This window comes from Limnohabitans sp. 2KL-1 (genome assembly GCF_003063435.1).
GTDB lineage: Bacteria > Pseudomonadota > Gammaproteobacteria > Burkholderiales > Burkholderiaceae_C > Limnohabitans_A.
This window is the reverse complement of sequence record NZ_NESL01000007.1, coordinates 129,484-147,437: the sequence shown is the minus strand read 5'-3', so window position 1 is coordinate 147,437 and position 17,954 is coordinate 129,484. Positions and strand designations below refer to the sequence as shown.

At 57.4% G+C, this 17,954-nt stretch carries 17 protein-coding genes; 5 read left to right on the top strand and 12 right to left on the bottom strand.

Going from position 1 to position 17,954, the window contains the following annotated elements; genetic code table 11:
• Window positions 1–41: 41 nt before the first annotated feature.
• Together B9Z47_RS14220 and B9Z47_RS14215 are read right to left on the bottom strand one after the other, a co-directional pair.
• Entirely contained in the window at window positions 42–2,072 is a 2,031-nt protein-coding gene (locus B9Z47_RS14220; protein WP_108331888.1) for a 4-oxalomesaconate tautomerase, read from the bottom strand.
• Window position 2,073: 1 nt separating this feature from the next.
• Window positions 2,074–3,033 carry a tripartite tricarboxylate transporter substrate binding protein gene (locus tag B9Z47_RS14215; RefSeq protein ID WP_108331887.1) on the bottom strand — a complete coding sequence of 320 codons (960 nt, stop codon included), beginning with the start codon at window positions 3,031–3,033 and terminating at the stop codon, window positions 2,074–2,076.
• Between the two features lie 96 nt (window positions 3,034–3,129).
• Between B9Z47_RS14215 and B9Z47_RS19120 the strand changes: the two genes are divergently transcribed.
• Window positions 3,130–4,044: a LysR family transcriptional regulator gene (locus tag B9Z47_RS19120; RefSeq protein ID WP_108331886.1), complete on the top strand. Its 915-nt coding sequence runs from the start codon at window positions 3,130–3,132 to the stop codon at window positions 4,042–4,044.
• A 106-nt stretch (window positions 4,045–4,150) separates the two neighbouring features.
• Here the strand turns inward: B9Z47_RS19120 and B9Z47_RS14205 are convergent, their stop codons facing one another.
• Window positions 4,151–4,906, bottom strand: a complete 756-nt coding sequence (locus B9Z47_RS14205; protein WP_108331885.1) for an SDR family NAD(P)-dependent oxidoreductase — start codon at window positions 4,904–4,906, stop codon at window positions 4,151–4,153.
• A 111-nt stretch (window positions 4,907–5,017) separates the two neighbouring features.
• Here B9Z47_RS14205 and B9Z47_RS18450 point away from each other — a divergent pair, with 111 nt between their 5' ends.
• Window positions 5,018–5,389 (top strand): hypothetical protein, encoded by a 372-nt coding sequence (locus B9Z47_RS18450; protein WP_146185808.1) that lies wholly within the window; start codon window positions 5,018–5,020, stop codon window positions 5,387–5,389.
• Here the strand turns inward: B9Z47_RS18450 and B9Z47_RS14200 are convergent.
• From B9Z47_RS14200 to B9Z47_RS14185, 4 genes are all read right to left on the bottom strand, one after another.
• Window positions 5,315–6,646: a DUF3422 family protein gene (locus tag B9Z47_RS14200; protein WP_108331884.1), complete on the bottom strand. Its 1,332-nt coding sequence runs from the start codon at window positions 6,644–6,646 to the stop codon at window positions 5,315–5,317. The two genes, B9Z47_RS18450 and B9Z47_RS14200, sit on opposite strands and share 75 nt — an antisense overlap.
• A 43-nt stretch (window positions 6,647–6,689) precedes the next feature.
• The gene (locus B9Z47_RS14195; RefSeq protein WP_108331883.1) at window positions 6,690–7,709 is read right to left on the bottom strand and encodes a C4-dicarboxylate ABC transporter; all 1,020 of its coding nucleotides are present in this window, start codon (window positions 7,707–7,709) and stop codon (window positions 6,690–6,692) included.
• A gap of 71 nt (window positions 7,710–7,780) precedes the next feature.
• The gene (ssb, locus tag B9Z47_RS14190) at window positions 7,781–8,284 is read right to left on the bottom strand and encodes a single-stranded DNA-binding protein (RefSeq protein WP_108331882.1); all 504 of its coding nucleotides are present in this window, start codon (window positions 8,282–8,284) and stop codon (window positions 7,781–7,783) included.
• A gap of 67 nt (window positions 8,285–8,351) precedes the next feature.
• Window positions 8,352–9,539 carry an MFS transporter gene (locus B9Z47_RS14185; RefSeq protein WP_108331918.1) on the bottom strand — a complete coding sequence of 396 codons (1,188 nt, stop codon included), beginning with the start codon at window positions 9,537–9,539 and terminating at the stop codon, window positions 8,352–8,354.
• A gap of 169 nt (window positions 9,540–9,708) precedes the next feature.
• Between B9Z47_RS14185 and uvrA the strand changes: the two genes are divergently transcribed.
• From uvrA to B9Z47_RS14170, 3 genes are all read left to right on the top strand, one after another.
• Window positions 9,709–12,642 (top strand): excinuclease ABC subunit UvrA, encoded by a 2,934-nt coding sequence (gene uvrA, locus B9Z47_RS14180; RefSeq protein WP_369912348.1) that lies wholly within the window; start codon window positions 9,709–9,711, stop codon window positions 12,640–12,642.
• A 3-nt stretch (window positions 12,643–12,645) separates the two neighbouring features.
• Window positions 12,646–13,086 carry a GNAT family N-acetyltransferase gene (locus tag B9Z47_RS14175; RefSeq protein WP_369912346.1) on the top strand — a complete coding sequence of 147 codons (441 nt, stop codon included), beginning with the start codon at window positions 12,646–12,648 and terminating at the stop codon, window positions 13,084–13,086.
• Between the two features lie 81 nt (window positions 13,087–13,167).
• Window positions 13,168–13,566: a glutathione S-transferase N-terminal domain-containing protein gene (locus B9Z47_RS14170; RefSeq protein WP_108331881.1), complete on the top strand. Its 399-nt coding sequence runs from the start codon at window positions 13,168–13,170 to the stop codon at window positions 13,564–13,566.
• Between the two features lie 178 nt (window positions 13,567–13,744).
• On the opposite strand, the gene B9Z47_RS14165 is transcribed toward B9Z47_RS14170, so the two are convergent.
• Genes B9Z47_RS14165 through B9Z47_RS14145 form a run of 5 tightly spaced genes read right to left on the bottom strand, consistent with a single transcriptional unit; the run spans window position 13,745 to window position 17,863 of the window.
• Window positions 13,745–14,473 carry a GntR family transcriptional regulator gene (locus B9Z47_RS14165; protein WP_108331880.1) on the bottom strand — a complete coding sequence of 243 codons (729 nt, stop codon included), beginning with the start codon at window positions 14,471–14,473 and terminating at the stop codon, window positions 13,745–13,747.
• Between the two features lie 28 nt (window positions 14,474–14,501).
• Entirely contained in the window at window positions 14,502–15,272 is a 771-nt protein-coding gene (locus B9Z47_RS14160; protein ID WP_233253815.1) for an ABC transporter ATP-binding protein, read from the bottom strand.
• Window positions 15,269–16,057, bottom strand: coding sequence for an ABC transporter ATP-binding protein (locus B9Z47_RS14155; protein ID WP_108331879.1), 789 nt, complete (start codon window positions 16,055–16,057; stop codon window positions 15,269–15,271). The genes B9Z47_RS14160 and B9Z47_RS14155 overlap by 4 nt, the downstream gene beginning before the upstream one ends.
• Window positions 16,054–16,986, bottom strand: coding sequence for a branched-chain amino acid ABC transporter permease (locus B9Z47_RS14150; RefSeq protein WP_108331878.1), 933 nt, complete (start codon window positions 16,984–16,986; stop codon window positions 16,054–16,056). Before B9Z47_RS14150 ends, B9Z47_RS14155 begins: the two co-directional genes overlap by 4 nt.
• A gap of 13 nt (window positions 16,987–16,999) precedes the next feature.
• Window positions 17,000–17,863, bottom strand: a complete 864-nt coding sequence (locus B9Z47_RS14145; protein WP_255418465.1) for a branched-chain amino acid ABC transporter permease — start codon at window positions 17,861–17,863, stop codon at window positions 17,000–17,002.
• Between the last annotated feature and the right edge of the window lie 91 nt (window positions 17,864–17,954).

The following is a 17,954-nucleotide window of genomic DNA, read 5'->3' as shown; positions in this document are numbered from 1 at the left end:
CATGAACCTGCGCTGGATTGCACCGCCGTCCTTCGACAAGGTCAGATCGAACTTTCGGCAACATCGGCCACATGGAAGGTCGAAATGATGCCCGCCCAACGCGCCAACTCGGCTTGTACATGCTGGTGCAATTCATCCGGCGAGCTGGTCCTGACCTGTACGCCATCTTCAAGCAAGCGACCGACGGTTTCGACGTCCGAGAGCACTTTATTCAAGGTCAGATTGAGGATGGAAACCACCGCAGGTTCAGTGGACGCAGGCGCAAAAAGACCATACCACTGCGTCAAATCGAGTGCCTGAAGGTCAAGCTCGTCAAAAGTAGGGACATCCGGCCACCAGGAAAGTCGCTGTTTTCCCGCCACGGCCAAGGCGACCAAATTGCCTGTTTTTAAATACGGTAATGCACTGAACAGACTGGGCACCATCCACTGCGCCTGACCTCTCACCACCGCATTGATGGCGGGTGCAGCTCCGGCATGCGTGACGCCTTCTGCCACGACCCCGTTTTGATGGAGCAGGATTTCGGCCGCCAGATGCGGAACCGTGCCCTCTCCGGCAGAAGCGTAGTTCATGCGTTGCGGATGCTGGCGGATTTTTTTCAAGAAATCACCGACCGTTCGCAATCCAGAACCCGCATGAACCACCAACACGCTTGGCGAATGACCAATCAAGCCAATCGGCGCAAAATCCTTGAGCGGGTCATAGCGAACTTGCTGCATCACAGGGTTGATGCCGTGCGTGGCGATATAGCCAAACATCAGGGTGTAGCCATCCGAACGCGCCGCACAGACATATTCAGCCGCCACGCTGCCGTTGGCACCCGCACGGTTATCGACTGCAATCGACTGGCCAAGTTCCGGACCGAGCTTCCTGGACAAAACCCTGGCCATGTTGTCATTGCCGCCACCGGCACTGGTGGGCACGATGATGGTGATTTCTTCTGATGGGTAATTCGCGCTGCCTGGCCGCGAGGAATCACCTGGTTCGGATGGAAATACATAGTGGGGCAAGTGCAACTCGCCTTGCATGATCTTGCGAGCAGTCCGCACCAGGGCAGCCTTGCTGACCAGGGCCTGCTCACCCTCTCCGACCAGTTCAACATCAATATCAATCTGACCTTGGGGGTGAACGACCGACAGCAGATGACGCCCGGCCGAACGCAAAACACCCGAAGCAACCGTTCCTGGCAATGCAAAAGCAGTACTGACGCCGATGGCCCCCGTCACAGCATGCGAGGCATGGCAGCGATGCGGGGTGAAATACCGGGACACGATGCTGTCAACACCATCCCCCATGCTCACGATCACCGGCTTGGGCACCACACTGTCAGAAACATCCCCAAGCCCCATGCGATGCCCGGCCTCCAAACGCATGGCTTCTATTTTTTTGAGCAGATGGCCATTGGCGTCCAGCTCTACCGGTCTCTCTCGACCTGACAAGCCCAGATCGCTCGCGCGCAGGATCATCAACGGCATGGCAGCATCAATGCAAGTGACTTCCACGCCCTGAATTTTCTCGGTCCGGTTGCCCGTCGGAAACAACTGCCCCGTCACTGCACCCCAGGCATCCAGAAAATTCAACAGGATCGGGGCTGCCGTACCCGCGACACCATCAATGCGTGCCGTACCTTCGTAGGTCACATACCCGCCGGGGGTCTGTACCGTCGCATCAATCTTGGCCCCCGTGTTGACGTTGTAGATGCGCACAGTCGTGACGCCATCATGCGCATTGATCAAACCCTGTTCGATGGCAAACGGGGCAACGCCCGACAACATGTTGCCGCAATTGGGACGGGTATCCACAGACTGGTGCCCCACCCCCACCTGTGCAAACAGGTAATCCAGATCACAATCGGGCTGCGACGAGCGTGAAACAATCGCCACCTTGCTGTTCAGTGTGCTGTTGCCACCCAAGCCATCGAGCTGCAAAGGATCAGAAGCGCCAATGGCACCAATCAAGGCCTGATCACGCTCAGCCGGATCAGATGGCAACCATTCCTTGAGAAAAAATGGGCCACGCGATGTACCTGCACGCATCAAAACGCAAGGAATTTTCCGATTCAAACTGAACATCTCAATCGGCCTGCAATTTTGCTTTTTGCACGACTTGACGCCACTTGGTCAAATCCTTGCGAACCATATCGCCCAGTTGGTCTGGTGTGCTGGTTTCAACATCCGCACCATGACCCTCAATGCGCTTGATGATTTCCTTGTCGTCCAGCACTTTGTTCAGCGCCTGATTAAGTTTGGCGATCACATCTTTGGGCGTTTTGGCCGGTGCAAAAATGGCATACCACTGATCAACCTCGACACCTTCGACACCCTGCTCCTTGAGCGTCGGGACATCCGGCAACATCGGCGATCGTTTATGCCCAGCTATCGCCAGTGCCTGCAAACGACCGGACTTCACGAATGGAACGCCTGTGAACAGGCTGGGAAACATGACATGTGTTTGTCCACCAATGGTGTCATTGATGGCCGGCGCCGAGCCCTTGTAGGGCACGTGAAGCAACGATGTTTGCGTGGACAGTTTGAACAGTTCCGCCGCAAAGTGTGGCGCAGTGCCATTGCCGGCAGATGCCACGCTGAACTGGTCTGGTTTTTCCTTCAGGACACGCACAAGGTCTTTCACATCCTTGACCTTCACAGACGTATTGACCACCATCAGCGTAGGCGAATAGCCCACCAACCCGACAGGCTCAAAGTCTTTTACAGGGTCATACCGTAACTTCTGCAGCGCCGGATTCATGGCATGTGTGGCGATATAGCCGAACATCAGTATGTTGCCATCGGGGGCCGCTTTGGCCACGAATTCTGCGGCCAATGCCCCGTTAGCCCCGGCCTTGTTATCCACAATCACCGACCTGTTGAGCAGCACACCCAGTTTCTGACCAATCGTTCTGGCCATGGCATCGTTGCCCCCGCCTGCGGCAGTCGGCACCACAATCGTCAATGGTTTTTCCGACTGCGCCAAAGCCAAACTGCAAGCAACCCACATGGCCAAACCTGCCATCCATTTACCGCTGAACTTCATATACACCTTTCGATTTGCTGTGCTTGTTTTCAAAGTCCGCGAATGGTGCAGGAATTCCCGCTTTTATTGAATTGCAATTTTTAATATCATTGATGCATGAGACACATCAATTTCGATTTGCAGCAACTTCAGGCTTTCATTGCTGTCGCAGAACGTGGCAGCTTTCGAGCAGCCGCTGACCACATCCATCTGTCACCACCCGCACTGAGTCGTCGCATCGAAAAATTGGAGTCGATCATCGGGAACCGACTTTTCAACCGAACGACACGCGAGGTGGAACTGACCAGCATTGGTCGCATCTTTCTTGAAAGAGCACGGGCAGCGATTGACGATCTGGAGTCTGCCATTCTGGGCATTTCGGACATTGCTGCCACACGCAGCGGAAGGGTCACGGTGGCCTGCGTTCCTTCGGCAGCCTTGTATTTCTTGCCTCATGTCATCAGCAGCTTTTCAGTCAAATACCCCTCTATCCGGATAAGGGTAATTGACGAATCCATGAATCAGACACTTCAAAGTGTATTGACGGGAGAATCGGACTTTGGCATTGGCTTCATGAACACACTGATGCCAGAAATCACATTTGAAGGCATCCACAACGATCCATTTGTGGTGGCCATGCGGCGAAACCACCCTCTGGCCACTCGAAAGTCTGTCAATTGGTCGCAAATTGAAAACGAGCGCCTGATTTCAGTAGCGCGCAGCAGTGGCAATCGCCAGTTGCTGGATGACGTCATGAGCAAAGTGGGTTTGAATCCCAACTTCGCCTTCGAAGTCAGCCACATTGGCACATTACTGGGGATGGTGGAAGCAGGACTGGGCATCGCAGCCGTACCGCGAACGGCGCTGCCAACCAATCACCCTGTCGTGATTGGCATGCCGCTCAAAAGCCCGTCCATCTCTCGGAGTCTGGGTTTATTGCGCAAACAAGGCAGCACACTGCGTCCAGCCGCAGCCATGTTTCATGAACATTTATTCGATGCATTGCGCAAGCGCAAAATCAATGGTCATTGATCGCATGCGTTCAGCTGGACCTGACCATTTCACGATAACGGCCAACATAACTGCTTGCGCTCACATGCCATGCCGCGAGGACAACATATGCTGAACAGGGCGCTTCTCAGAATTGGTATCTGCGCAAACCACCATCCACAGGTATCACCGCGCCAGTGATGTAACTGGCCAAAGGCGATGCCAGAAATGTCACCAAATTGGCCATGTCTTCGGGTTCGCCATAGCGTCCCATCGGAATTTCGTTTTCGCACTGCCACTGGCGGTATTCGGGTGTGTAGTTGCGAAAAATCTGCTCGGAATGGATGCGCCCCGGTGGAACACAATTGACGGTAATGCCGTGTTTTCCAACCATGCGGGACAAACCTTTGGCCCAACTGTGTATACCCGCTTTGGCACAAAAAGCGCCATTGGTGTGCTCGGGCTCACTCTTACCCGTGATGTTGATGATCCGACCCCACTGGCGCTCAATCATCTGGTCTATCAGGGCATCGGCCACCTGACGGGGGCGGTGAAAATTCAATGTGATCGCTTCCTGCCAAGCCTCTTCACTCACATGAAGCTCCTTGAAACTGCGCGAGCCACCGGCATTGTTCACCAGAATATCTACACGGCCCAAGCCCGCCAACGCAGCTTGAGCCAAGCGGGCCGCAGCATCCTCAAGGTATAAATCCGACTCGATGATCACTGGTGCATGCCCGCCCGCAAGCACGATTTCCTCGGACAGCTCCTTCAGCTTGTCCACGCGGCGAGCCGAAACGGCAACCCGGACCCCCTCTGCTGCCAGCGCTTTGGCAATGCCACGACCAATGCCTACACTGGCACCTGTCACCAAGGCGGTTTTGTCTTTCAGTCGCAAATCCATTTCCACTCCTTTTCAATGTCAAACCACACGATGTGGCAAAGCCTTGATTTCAGCTTAGCACACCCCCCTTCAGTGATCTTTCACCTTGGCAACAGTTCCGCAAAGGCATGCATGGATCGCCGCCACACTCATGCCCTACGCAGTCATGCCAAAGAACGTGAACAGGAATTGGACGTTCCATATGCCATTTCAGCCCTGAAGGGTCTGAATGCAGACTACACACTTCTGAAATATGACGCCAATGTCATCGAAAAATTTCAGGGCATCACAGGTGTTGCCCTGAAAAACTATCGCCGTGACCATCGCATCTATCTGAATTACACCCATCAGTTCTTCAGACAAACGACAGCGTCAGAACCTCGCCCCCTTCCAACAGAAGGCGGGGTGATTTCACTGAAGGCTGCCATGTCAGTCAGTGCTGTGAATCCGAGCATGTATGCGCTGCACAGTGGCGTAAACGCCCCACAGCACCAGCGGAATTGACAAGCCAGCCGTCATCTCGGGTTGCAAAGATAGGCCAAGGTTGTTCAACGCCTTGGCCGCATACAGCACCAAGCTCACCACGTAATAGCTGATGGCGGCAATTGACAAACCTTCCACGGTGGACTGCAGTTTGAGCTGCAAGTCCTGCCCCCGGGTAAGTTTTTCGAGCAACTGCTGGTTTTGCGCCTCGGTCGCAATGTCCACCCGCGTGCGCAACAAGGCACTGGTGCGGGAAACCCTCTCGGCCAAGGACGCCAGCCGCTTCTCTGTGGCCTGCACCGTGGCCATGGCCGGCGACAAACGCCGCTGCATGAACTCACCCAAGGTCTGGGTGCCCGAAATCGGTCGCTCTCGCAACTCGGCCAGACGTTGGCTGACCAGCGCGTCATAAGCACGCGTGGCAGAAAACCGGAAACCATGCTCGGCTGTCGCCCGTTCAATGCGGGCAGCCAAAGCCACCAGCAAATCAAGCAACGCCTGATCGCTTTCCCCCTTGCGTTCCAGCAAACCGGTGATGTCGGCCAACTGCGCTTCAGCGGCAGACAGCATGGACGAGAGATTTTTGGCCACAGGCAAACCCCGCAATGCCATCAGGCGGTAAGTTTCCAGCTCCAGCAAGCGTTGCGAAATGCGGCCCGCACGCGCCTCGGTTGTGCCGTCGGGAGCCACCACCAACATGCGCTCGAAACCATCGTTGCCAATGCGGAAATGCGTCAGGATGCACGAGTGCGGCAGCCCCTCGGTGGTGTTGCCCATGCGCGAGCCCAGCACCACACCTTCACCCAGCCAAGCCTGCGCCGTGGGTATCAGCTCAGGTGTGACCATCTCTGCTTGCACCATGCCCAGATGGATCGCGGCCATGGTTTGCCCAGGCAGGCCGCGCAACCACTCGGTGCCCGTGGCCACATGCTGGGCCAACTCCGGCAGCTCGGCCCCCCAATGGGCGTGTGCGGGCAAAGACTGCACGATGGAGTAGCGGGTGAACTCGGTGTGTCGTTCCCACTTGACGGTGAAGTGGTCACAGCGCAGGCGCAAAAAGTTGCCTTGCAAACGTGCCAACTCCAGATCAGCATGACCGGGCAACTGCCGCAAATGCGCCCATTCCTGCTCACGCGAAATGCCATCGTTGAGCACCGCCACGTAGACGATCAGGGCTGGCAGCCGCACGCGGGCCGAAGGACGTGCGTGCACTTCGTTGTGCAATTCACGCCGCTGCACGTCCTCTTGCGGCAAAAAACGGGATGTGATTTCGTTCATGGCCCCATTCTGACCGAGCTTCGCCGTCCGGTCACGCGTTGGCTCACGGCTGGCCCCGATCCGGGGTTGCGCCTGGTGCCTGGCCTGCGACTTCGGGCACCAGCAACTGGCCCCGCACCAACCCGCGCAGCGTGGCCAAGAGCAAGGCACCGATGACACCGGTGACCCACGTCAACCACAACACAGCCACCCACTTCACCCCCCCTTGCACCGGCGACAGGTGCAAGCCCAGTGCCGCAGAGGCCGCCAAAGGAAATGACATGGCCCAAAACGACATGCCAAAAGGCTGCTGCAAGCAGCGTTTCATGACCGTCAAGGACACCAGCGTAAAAAACAAGGCCACGCCGGCAAGCATGTGCACCAGCACTTCGGGCGCGCCCAACTGGTGGCCGGACAAGGCCAACACAGAAGGCGGAGCGATGGTGATGAATGTGGCAGGCAACATGCGCAGTGGCCACAAACCGACCATGCCAATGCGCACCAGAACCAGCACCAAGGCCACCGGCCACAACATGGCCGCCAACCCGAACTGTGCAGCGGCCCACACTGGATGCCCCAGACTCACGCCAGCCAGAGCGGGCAACACATTGCCCACCACAGGAATGAACAATGCAGGGGTCATCGCGGACCAAAAGTCCTGCGCGCTCAGTGCAGGCTGCAGCCAACGTCGAACCACCCCCAAGGTGACCACCAGCAAACCCACAGCGCCCAGCATCCACACCGCATCAGCCCATGGGCTGTATCCCCCATGCACCACCGACACCGTGGGCAGCAAAACCAAGGAGGAAGGGATGGCGGCCACAAACACATGCCGCAAGGGGTGGCTTGCATCCGCCAGCACTGCCGCCGGAAAACACATCACCCGCCACAGTTTGCCCAGCAGCAGCACGCCACACACCCCGCCGGCCAAAATGCCCACAGCGAAAGAGATCTGCAAGGCCACCGCACCCAAGTGGGGTGTCGCACGCGCCCAAGCCAATGACAGCCCGCACAGGCCCATGACCATGGCGAACCAAGCAAAACCCAGATGCTGTACCGATGAAGCAGAGGTGCGGTCGGTCATGGAAAATTTTTGTCGTTAAAAAACCCGCAGCACAGACTGCGGGTTAAGGGCCGGAAACCGACTTCAGTCCGTCAAAACGGGATGTCGTCGTCCATGTCATCGAAACTGCTGGCTGCCGGTTTGGGTGCAACAGCCGGGCGCTGGGCGGGTGCGGCCGCAGGGCGGGCAGCGGGGGCCGACTGGCGCGGGGCATAGCCACCGCCGCCACCACCTGCATCGTCCGACGGCCCGCCCATGCCTTGGCGGCTGCCCAGCATCTGCATGCTGTCAGCGCGGATGTCGGTGGCGTATTTTTCAACACCGTTCTTGTCGGTGTATTTGCGGGTGCGCAGGCTGCCCTCGACATAGACTTGGCTGCCCTTGCGCAGGTACTGACCAGCGATCTCGGCCAGCTTGGCAAAAAAGCTGATGCTGTGCCACTCGGTGGCTTCGCGCATTTCGCCGGACTGCTTGTCTTTGTAACGGTCGGTGGTGGCCACCCGAATGCTGGTTACCGCATCGCCAGACGGCAGGTAACGGGTTTCGGGGTCGGCACCCAAGTTGCCGACGATGATGACTTTGTTGACGGATGCCATGAAAACTCCTCGATGATGTTTGAATTATGGGGCCATTCCCCTGCCGCTCAGCCGGGTGACCCGCGTCTCAGGCTGCCTGCCCGACCGGCACACTGCGGCCCGGCGTTTGCATAGGCCAGGCCAGCAATAACCAGGCCAGCATGGCCGCCCCGCAGCACAAAAACAACGCTGGACTACCCCAGGATTTGACCAGCCAGCCGCCCATGAGTCCGCCGACAAAAAAGCCCAGCGACTGCAAAGTGTTGTACACCCCCATGGCCGTGCCGCGCATGGCACGGGGGGCAATGCGCGAGGCCAAACTGGGTTGCGTGGCTTCCAGCGCGTTGAAGCCACAGAAAAACACCAGCAGCAAGCCCGACACCCCCCCCAGGCTGGTGGTGCCCATGGACTGCAGCAGCAAACCCGCTTGCACCAGCATGATCAGGCCGATCGAGACCAAAAACACTTTTTTCAGATGCCCGCGCCGCTCCAAGGCAAACACCACACCCAAAAACAAAAACGAGACGAGCACGGCGGGCAAATACACCCGCCAGTGCTGTGCCGTCTGCAGCCCGGCCTGCACCAGCAAGGCGGGCACAGCCACCCACATGGCCAGCTGCACCGCGTGCAAGACGAACACCCCCACATTCAGCCGCATCAGGTCGGCATGGGCCAGCACCTCGCGCAAGCGCCCGCGGCCCTGCCCTGGCACAGGCGCGGGCGCAGCCGGTGCGCCCCAGATGATCACGCCCACGCCCAACAGCGCCAACAGCCCGGTCAGCACAAACAAGCCGTGCAGGCCAATCCAGGCCGCAAGCAAAGGCGACACCACCAAGGACAGCGCAAACATCAGGCCGATGCTGCCACCCACCAGAGCCATGGCCTTGGTGCGCACTTCGTCCCGCGTCAGGTCGGCCAGCAAGGCCGTGACAGCCGCCGACACAGCCCCTGCCCCCTGCAGGCTGCGCCCGACCAACAGCCCGGTCAGATCAGTGGCCGCAGCCGCCCAGAAACTGCCCAGGGCAAAAATCAGCAGACCCAGCACAATGACACGCTTGCGGCCAAACCGGTCCGAAGCCATGCCAAAAGGCAGCTGCAAAAGGCCTTGGGTCAAACCGTAAATGCCCATTGCCAAACCCAGCCAGACCGGGTCTTCGCCACCGGGGTACTTGCGCGCCTCTAGGGCAAACACCGGCAACACCAGAAACAGACCCAACATGCGCAAGGCGAAAATGCTGGCCAGCGAGGCACTTGCACGGCGCTCGGTGGGCGTCATGTTCAAAACGTCAGAAGCAGAAGAAGGCGAAAAGTCGGCCACACAAGACCCCAAAAAAACCCCGGTGGGGAAAAGGCAAAAGCCCGGATTGTCCCTGATTGACGCTCACCGGTGCCCAAAACCGTGTCAGCGGGGATAATCAAAGGTTTTGCTGATCTGACCGCCCAACGTGAAACTTGCTGACTCCCCTCTCTTGCCCGAAGAACCCGAACAAGCGCGGTATCTGGCGTCAGCGCTGCGGCAAACCCACATCAGCGTGCGCGGTGCCCGCACCCACAACCTCAAAAACATCGACCTCGACATCCCGCGCAACCAGCTGGTGGTGATCACCGGGCTGTCGGGCTCGGGCAAGTCGAGTCTGGCTTTTGACACGCTGTACGCCGAAGGCCAGCGCCGCTATGTGGAAAGCCTGTCGGCCTATGCGCGGCAGTTTTTGCAGCTGATGGACAAGCCCGATGTGGACCTGATCGAGGGCCTGTCGCCCGCCATCAGCATCGAGCAAAAAGCCACCAGCCACAACCCGCGCTCCACCGTGGGCACGGTGACCGAGATCCACGACTACCTGCGCTTGCTGTATGCCCGCGCTGGCACGCCGTATTGCCCCGACCACAACCTGCCTTTGCAGGCGCAGACCGTGAGCCAAATGGTGGACGCCGTGCTGGCCCTGCCCGAAGACACCAAACTCATGATCCTCGCGCCCATTGCGCGTGAGAAAAAAGGCGAGTTTGAAAAAGTATTTGAGCAAATGCAGGCCCTGGGCTATGTGCGCTTTCGCATCAATGGCCAAACGGTGGAAGTGGAAGACCTGCCCACGCTCAAGAAGACCGAGAAACACAACATCGACGTGGTGGTGGACCGCATCAAAGTCCGCTCTGAGGAGGATGCCAAGGCCAGAGACGCCCTGCGTCAGCGTCTGGCCGAAAGCTTTGAAGCTGCGCTGCATTTGGCCGAGCACCGCGCCGTGGCACTGGAAATGGACACGGGCAAAGAACACCTGTTCAACGCCAAATTCTCCTGCCCGGTATGCACCTATTCCATCAGCGAGCTCGAACCGCGTCTGTTCTCATTCAACTCGCCCATGGGCGCTTGCCCGACTTGCGACGGCATTGGCAGTATGGCGTTTTTTGACCCCGAGCGGGTGGTGGCCTTCCCCTCGCTCAGTTTGGCCAGCGGGGCCATCAAGGGCTGGGACCGGCGCAACGGCTTTTACTTCAGCATGCTCGAAAGCCTGGCCAAGCATTACCAGTTCGACATCGAAACCCCGTTTGAAAAACTGCCCGCCAGTGCACAACAAGTGCTGTTACACGGCTCAGGCGAGGAAGAAATCAAGTTCAGCTATGTGATGGAATCCGGAGCCTCGCAGGGCAAGAAGGTCAGCAAGAAGCACCCGTTTGAAGGCATCATCCCCAACATGACGCGGCGCTACCGCGAGACCGACTCGGCCGTGGTGCGCGAAGACCTGGCCCGCTACCGCAACACCCAGCCCTGCACCAGCTGCCAAGGCACGCGTTTGCGGCGTGAGGCGCGCCATGTGCGCATTGGCGAAGGCGATCAAGCCCGCGCCATTTACGAGATCAGCCACATCACGCTGGGCGAGTCTCAGCAGTATTTTCAGGGCCTGAAAATGCACGGCGCCAAGGCCGAGATTGCCGACAAGGTGGTACGCGAAATCGCACTGCGTCTGAAGTTTTTGAACGACGTGGGCCTCAATTATTTGAGCCTGGACCGCAGCGCTGACACCCTGTCGGGCGGCGAGTCGCAGCGCATTCGCCTCGCCAGCCAAATCGGCTCGGGCCTGACGGGTGTGATGTATGTGCTGGACGAGCCCAGCATTGGCTTGCACCAGCGAGACAACGACCGCCTGATCGGCACCCTGCAACACCTGCGCGACATCGGCAACAGCGTGCTGGTGGTCGAGCACGACGAAGACATGATCCGGGTGGCTGACCATGTGATCGACATGGGGCCGGGCGCGGGCGTGCACGGTGGGCGCGTGATGGCGCAAGGCACTTGCGCCGACATCCTGGCTGCACCCGACTCGGTCACGGGTCAGTACATGTCGGGCCGCAAAAAGATCGAGATTCCCAAACGCCACAAGGCGGGCAAGGACTTCATCGAGATCATCGGAGCCAGCGGCAACAACCTGAAAAACGTGAATGTGAAATTTCCGGTGGGGCTGCTCACCTGCGTGACGGGTGTCTCAGGCTCAGGCAAATCCACCTTGGTGAACGACACGCTGTACACCGCAGCGGCGCACCAGATCCACCGCGCACACGACGAGGCCGCCAAGCACGAAGCCATCTTGGGGCTGGAGCACTTCGACAAAGTCATCAACGTGGACCAGTCGCCAATTGGCCGCACACCCCGCAGCAACCCCGCCACTTACACGGGCCTGTTCACCCACATCCGCGAGCTGATGGCCGAAGTGCCTGCTGCACGCGAGCGCGGCTATGGGCCAGGGCGCTTTTCCTTCAACGTGACCGGTGGCCGCTGCGAAGCCTGCCAAGGCGACGGCATGGTGAAGGTGGAGATGCACTTTTTGCCCGATGTGTACGTGCCCTGCGATGTGTGCCACGGCATGCGCTACAACCGCGAAACCCTAGAGGTGCAATACAAGGGCCAGAACATTGCACAGATTTTGAACATGACGGTAGAGGTCGCGCACCAGTTCTTCAGCGCCGTGCCCAACATCGCCCGCAAACTGCAAACCCTGCTGGATGTCGGCCTGACCTACATCCGCCTGGGCCAAAGCGCCACCACCTTGTCGGGCGGCGAAGCGCAACGCGTCAAGCTCGCGCTGGAACTGTCCAAGCGCGACACGGGCCGCACGCTGTACATCTTGGACGAACCCACCACCGGTCTGCACTTTGCCGACATCGATTTGTTGCTGAAGGTGCTGCACCAGCTTCGTGATGCGGGCAACACCATCGTCATCATCGAACACAACCTCGACGTCATCAAAACCGCCGACTGGCTGATCGATATGGGGCCTGAGGGTGGTGCGGGTGGCGGCACGGTGCTGGGCGAAGGCACACCGGAACAACTGGCTAAAAACAAGGCGAGCTTCACAGGGCATTATTTGGCGCGATTGCTCAAGGAGTAAAAAATGGGCGACATAAAAATGATTTGGCGTGATTCACTCGAATCCGTGGACTGGAGCGAACTGTCTGCCTTGTATCTGGCTGCCCCACTTGGAATCAAGCCAGCCAACAACCTGAAAACTGTGTTCAGCAACAGCATGTTTCGATGCTTTGCATACGACGATGGACGGTTGGTTGGTGCAGGTCGTGTTTTGGCGGACGGGGCAGACTGCGCTTACCTCTGCGATGTGGCAGTTTTACCCAGTCATCAAGGTACGGGGCTCGGCAAAGCCATCGTTCGTCGGCTGGTAGCGCTCTCACAAGGCCACCAAAAAATCATTCTTTACGCCGTCCCCGGAAAAGAAGACTTTTACCGTGGACTGGGCTTTCATTCAATGAATACGGCCATGGCGATTTTCAAAGACGAAGCCGCTGCCATTGCCAAGGGCTACATTGCTGTTCGTTAGCACCGTCATCGAACACCCGCAATATGATGAAAGCCCTGTGTTCGCCCCCATCTGACCCCATCTCGAAAACTTAAAACACCCATGAAAACCGTGATCCGTACTTTCTTCAGAACCCTGCGCGTTGTGCTGGGTCCTGTCATGCTGCTAAAAGAGCGCCTGACCCAACCGGCTGGTGTGCAACGCGCACCAGTCGCTCAAGCGGCGGTCGACCAGCAATGCCAAAGCCTGGCGCTGTACCAGTTCAGCACCTGCCCGTTTTGCATCAAGGTGCGCCAGGAAATGCGCCGCCTGTCGCTGCCCATTGAAAAGCGCGACGCGCAACACAACGCGGCCAACCGCGAACAACTGCTGCAAGGCAGCGGCGCAACCAAAGTGCCGTGTCTTCAAATCACCGAGGCCGACGGACAAATCTGCTGGTTGCAGGACTCGGGGGCCATCGTGGCCTATCTGCAGGGGCGCTTTGCAGCGCCCGCCGTTTAAAGTAGCAGGTCCTCTTCAATATCTGCTTAGAGCCTTGCGTGCGTCAGCATGAGACCGGTACCACGGCACAAACCGGCATACTGTGGGCCGCTCACCTGACACCCTGAACGAGACCACCATCAACGGGCACTTTGTCAACATCGAACAAAGCGCGGTCACCACCCATGGAGGGAGGACCTCACGCTTTTCTTTTCTTGCTCAAAGCGGATGACGGTGCACTCTTGGCCACACTCATGCCCAGAAGCACAGCAAAGTCCAAGGTTTCCTCGATGGGTTCCGGCGTTTGAATCGCTTTTTCCACGTGGTTCAAATGGTGCAGCAACAATTTCTCAGCGCCAGTGGCATTGCCTGCCTCAATGGCTTTGACAATCTCATCGTGTTCGTTCTCGGGACAAGCGCTTTGGTCGGCGTCGAACTGAGCAATGACCAAGCCGGTCAGCGCCACCAATCGACGAACGCTGTCGGCAAAAATGTGGTTATCGGTGGCCTCGGCCAAGCGCACATGAAAAGCACCGGTCAAATGCGCCAGCGTAGCGTGATCCCCGGCTTTTCGAGCACTGGCTTCGAGCGCAAGATGTTGGCGCAAGCTGGTGGCTTTCTGACCTTTGAATTTTTGCGCCAAGGCTTGAACGACCGCACGTTCCAAAGCACAGCGGACGGCAAATACCTTGTGCAGATCTTCCTGGCTCGGGCTGGCTACAAAAGCTCCCCGATTGTGGTGCGTCTCCACAATCAATTCCTGATTCAAACGCATCAACACTTCTCGAATCCGGGTCCGACTGGTGGAGAACACCTCCGCCAGTTTTTCCTCACTCAGCTTGGTGCCCGGCAACAGGCGGCGCTCACTGATGGCCGCATAAATGCGGTCGTAGATGTCTTGGATGCTGAAGGATTTGGGTGCAGTCACAGTGTCATTTCCAGGTTAACTAATCCTATCAGCCTCCGAGATACAGGCGCCTGACATGGTCATTCGTCATCAGTGCTTTGGAATCACCCTCCAGTGCGACGTGCCCTGTTTCAAGGACATAGGCGTATGAGGAAAGCGCCAAGGCCATCCGACTGTTTTGCTCCACAAGCACAATGGTGATGCCATCGCGCTGGTTAATTTCGATCAAGCTGCGACCGATCAAACGGATCACCTGCGGTGCAATGCCCAAAGACGGTTCATCCAGCAGCAGCAATTTGGGTCTTGCCATCAGTGCCCGGCCAATGGCCACCATTTGCTGCTCGCCACCCGACAGACTGGAGCCTTGCTGGTGAAAACGTTCTTTGAGCCTTGGAAAACGCTCACAGACCTTCTCCAGATCGATGGCTATTTCTGCTTTGTCGTTGCGGGTGTAGGCCCCCATCAGCAAGTTGTCCTTGATGCTCATGTAGGGAAACACATGCCGACCTTCCGGCACCATGGCCACACCTTGCCGAACCAACTCATGTGTTGCAACAGTGTGTGTGGCGCTGTTGATCACCTGGCCGTTGATCTTGACCTCCCCGGCCACCACAGGCCGCAATCCTGTAATGGCACGCAATGCCGATGACTTGCCTGCGCCGTTGGCACCGATCAAGGCAACGATGCTGCTGCGCGGCACTTTGAGGGTCACGTTTTCAAGCGCACGCACTTCACCGTATCGCAGCGAAACAGAGCTCAGCGCCAGATGCGGTTGCTCGCTGCTGCCAGCATGGGCTGATATTGGCAATGGTGTGATCACAGGCCCAACTCCTCATCTTCTTGGCCCAGATAGGCTTCAATCACCTGGGGATTGTTTCGAATCTCTTCAGGTGTGCCTTCTGCAATTTTCTTGCCGAAATAAAGCACGTGAATGCGGTCGCTGATGGCCATGACCGCTTTCATGTCATGCTCCACCAGCAACACAGTCACCCCAGAAGCAGCGATCTTGCGTGTGATGGCCACGGCGCGATGGGTTTCTTCAGGATTCAATCCAGCATAAGGCTCGTCCAGCAACAAGACTTTGGGCTTGGCCGCCAATCCCATGGCAATACCCAGCAATCGCAGCAAACCCTGGGGCAGATAGCGCGCCTGGGTATCGGCACTGGCCGACAGTTCCATCAGCGCCAGAATGTCTCGTGAACTTTGTGCCAGGACTTGCTCATCCTGTCGCGCACGCGGCAAACGCAACACCACCTCCAAATCAGAGGCGGTGCGGTGCAGTTGATGCGCCAAAGAAACATGCTCCATCGCGGTCAGGTCAGGAAAGATGGTGGTTTCCTGAAATGTGCGAACCAACCCCAGTCGGGCCACTTTGTGCGGGCTCATGCCCGTGATGTCTTGCCCAAACAGCAAAATCTGGCCGCTGCTCGGAGTTAAAAAGCCCGAAAGCATCTTGAAAAAAGTACTTTTACCGGCGCCATTGGGTCCAATCACCGACACCACCTGACCAGGATCACCCGTCAAGTGCAAACTCACATCTTCATTGGCGGTAAGCCCTCCAAACCGCTTGGTGATGTGACGTGCCTCCAAAATGGATGTACTCATTTCCGGACTCCTTCCTGTCGGGCGCGGATTGACATCAGGCCATTGGGCATGAGCAAAATCACGGCAATCATCAAGACCCCATACACCAAGGTCTGGTATTGCTGGAACTCACTCAGCAGTTCAAACAGGATGGTCAGAGCAAACGCGCCGATCATGGCACCACTGGCGTATTCCAGCCCACCCAAAAAACAAAAGAGCATGTAATAAATGCTGTGCTCAACCGTGAAGCTTTGGGGGTAAACACTCTGTGTGAACACGGCAAAGTAGCTTCCACCCAAACCACCCAAACCGCAGGCCATGGCAAACGCCAGAACCCGGTAGCGCCACACATCCGTGCCAAAACTCTCCGCCAGGTCTTCATTCAAGCGCATGGCGCGGAAGATACGCCCCAACCTTGAATAGTGCACACACCACGTGATCAAAAGCGCCACAGCCAACAGTGCCAACGCCAGGTAATACATGGGCAGGGGCGAATCGGTCGCAAAGGGTTGCGCCAGACCGGTGATACCTTTACTGCCTTGCGTGAGATCGCCGCCATTCAGAAATGCCAGCCGGATCGACTCGGTCAGACAAATCGTGAGCATTGAAAAATAAATCCCCTTGAGCTTGAGGATGGCACTGCCAATCACGGCACCCAACAAGGCAGCGACCACGGCGGACGCGGGCAAAGCCAACCAGAAACTCCATCCCAGCTTTGACAACACGATGGCCGTGGTGTACCCCCCAATCAAGGCGAAACCTGCCTGCCCAATATTGATGCGCCCGATGGTGAAAGTGATCCACACCCCAAAAGCAATGATAGACAGACCCGCACAGTTCATCAGCACTGACAACATGTACCGCGAATCACCCACAAATAACGGCAATACCGCCAGCAGTGCCAAGAAAGCAATGGCGATGACACCATCGCGTTGGTTCAGAATTTTCATCTGTATCTCTCCCTCAACCCCAAGGCTTGCCATAAAGCCCATTGGGCTTGAAGATCAGGAACACGATCATCCCGACAAAAATCAGTAAGTACGTCACACTGCCTGGCAACAGGTCATAACCAATCGCCTCAGCAAACCCTAACAGGATGCCCCCCACAATGGCACCGGATGTGACGCCTGCACCACCGATCATGATCATGATGAAGGCCTTGGTGGAGTAACCTGTTCCCACCCCGGAATTCACACCATAGACCGTGACCAGCAAGGCCCCCGCCAAACCCGCCAGCGCAGCCCCGATGGCGAACCCCAATGTGGTGGTGGCTTTGACATTCACGCCTTGCAGCCGCGCAGCTTCTTTGTCTTGCGCCACAGCACGCAACGCCCGGCCTGGTCGGCTGTATTGCACAAACAAGAGCAACGCCACAATGAAGACCGCCGATAAAGCTGCAACCAACGCATTCGCATGCGTCAGGATCACGCCGCCTTCAGCCACATCGCCAAACACCCAGACACCATCCGCCACAGCAGGTACACCACGCTGTTTTTCACCAAAAACTGTCAACGCGAGGTTTTCCAGCAACAAGGCCGTTCCCACCGCCATGAGCATGGAATTTTCTTCACGGGTGGCGTTGGCCAAAACCGGTTGAAAGAAAAACCGGTTGAACGCTACACCCACCAACGCCAATGCAGCTGCTGCGCTCAGCAGTCCGAACCAAAAGGGCATACCGAATTGGCCATACACGTAATAACAAATAAATGCACCAAGCATGAACATTTGCCCGTGGGCAAAGTTCACGACGCGCATGATTGAAAACACCATGGTCAGTCCAAGAGCAATGAGTGCATACACACATCCCAGGACCAATCCATTGACCATCACTTGGAGCATGGTTTAAAACCCTAGCGAGTGAAGAGAGATAAAGTTTTCGAATCGGCCTGTAGCAGGCGCGATTCGAAAGCAAGCGAAT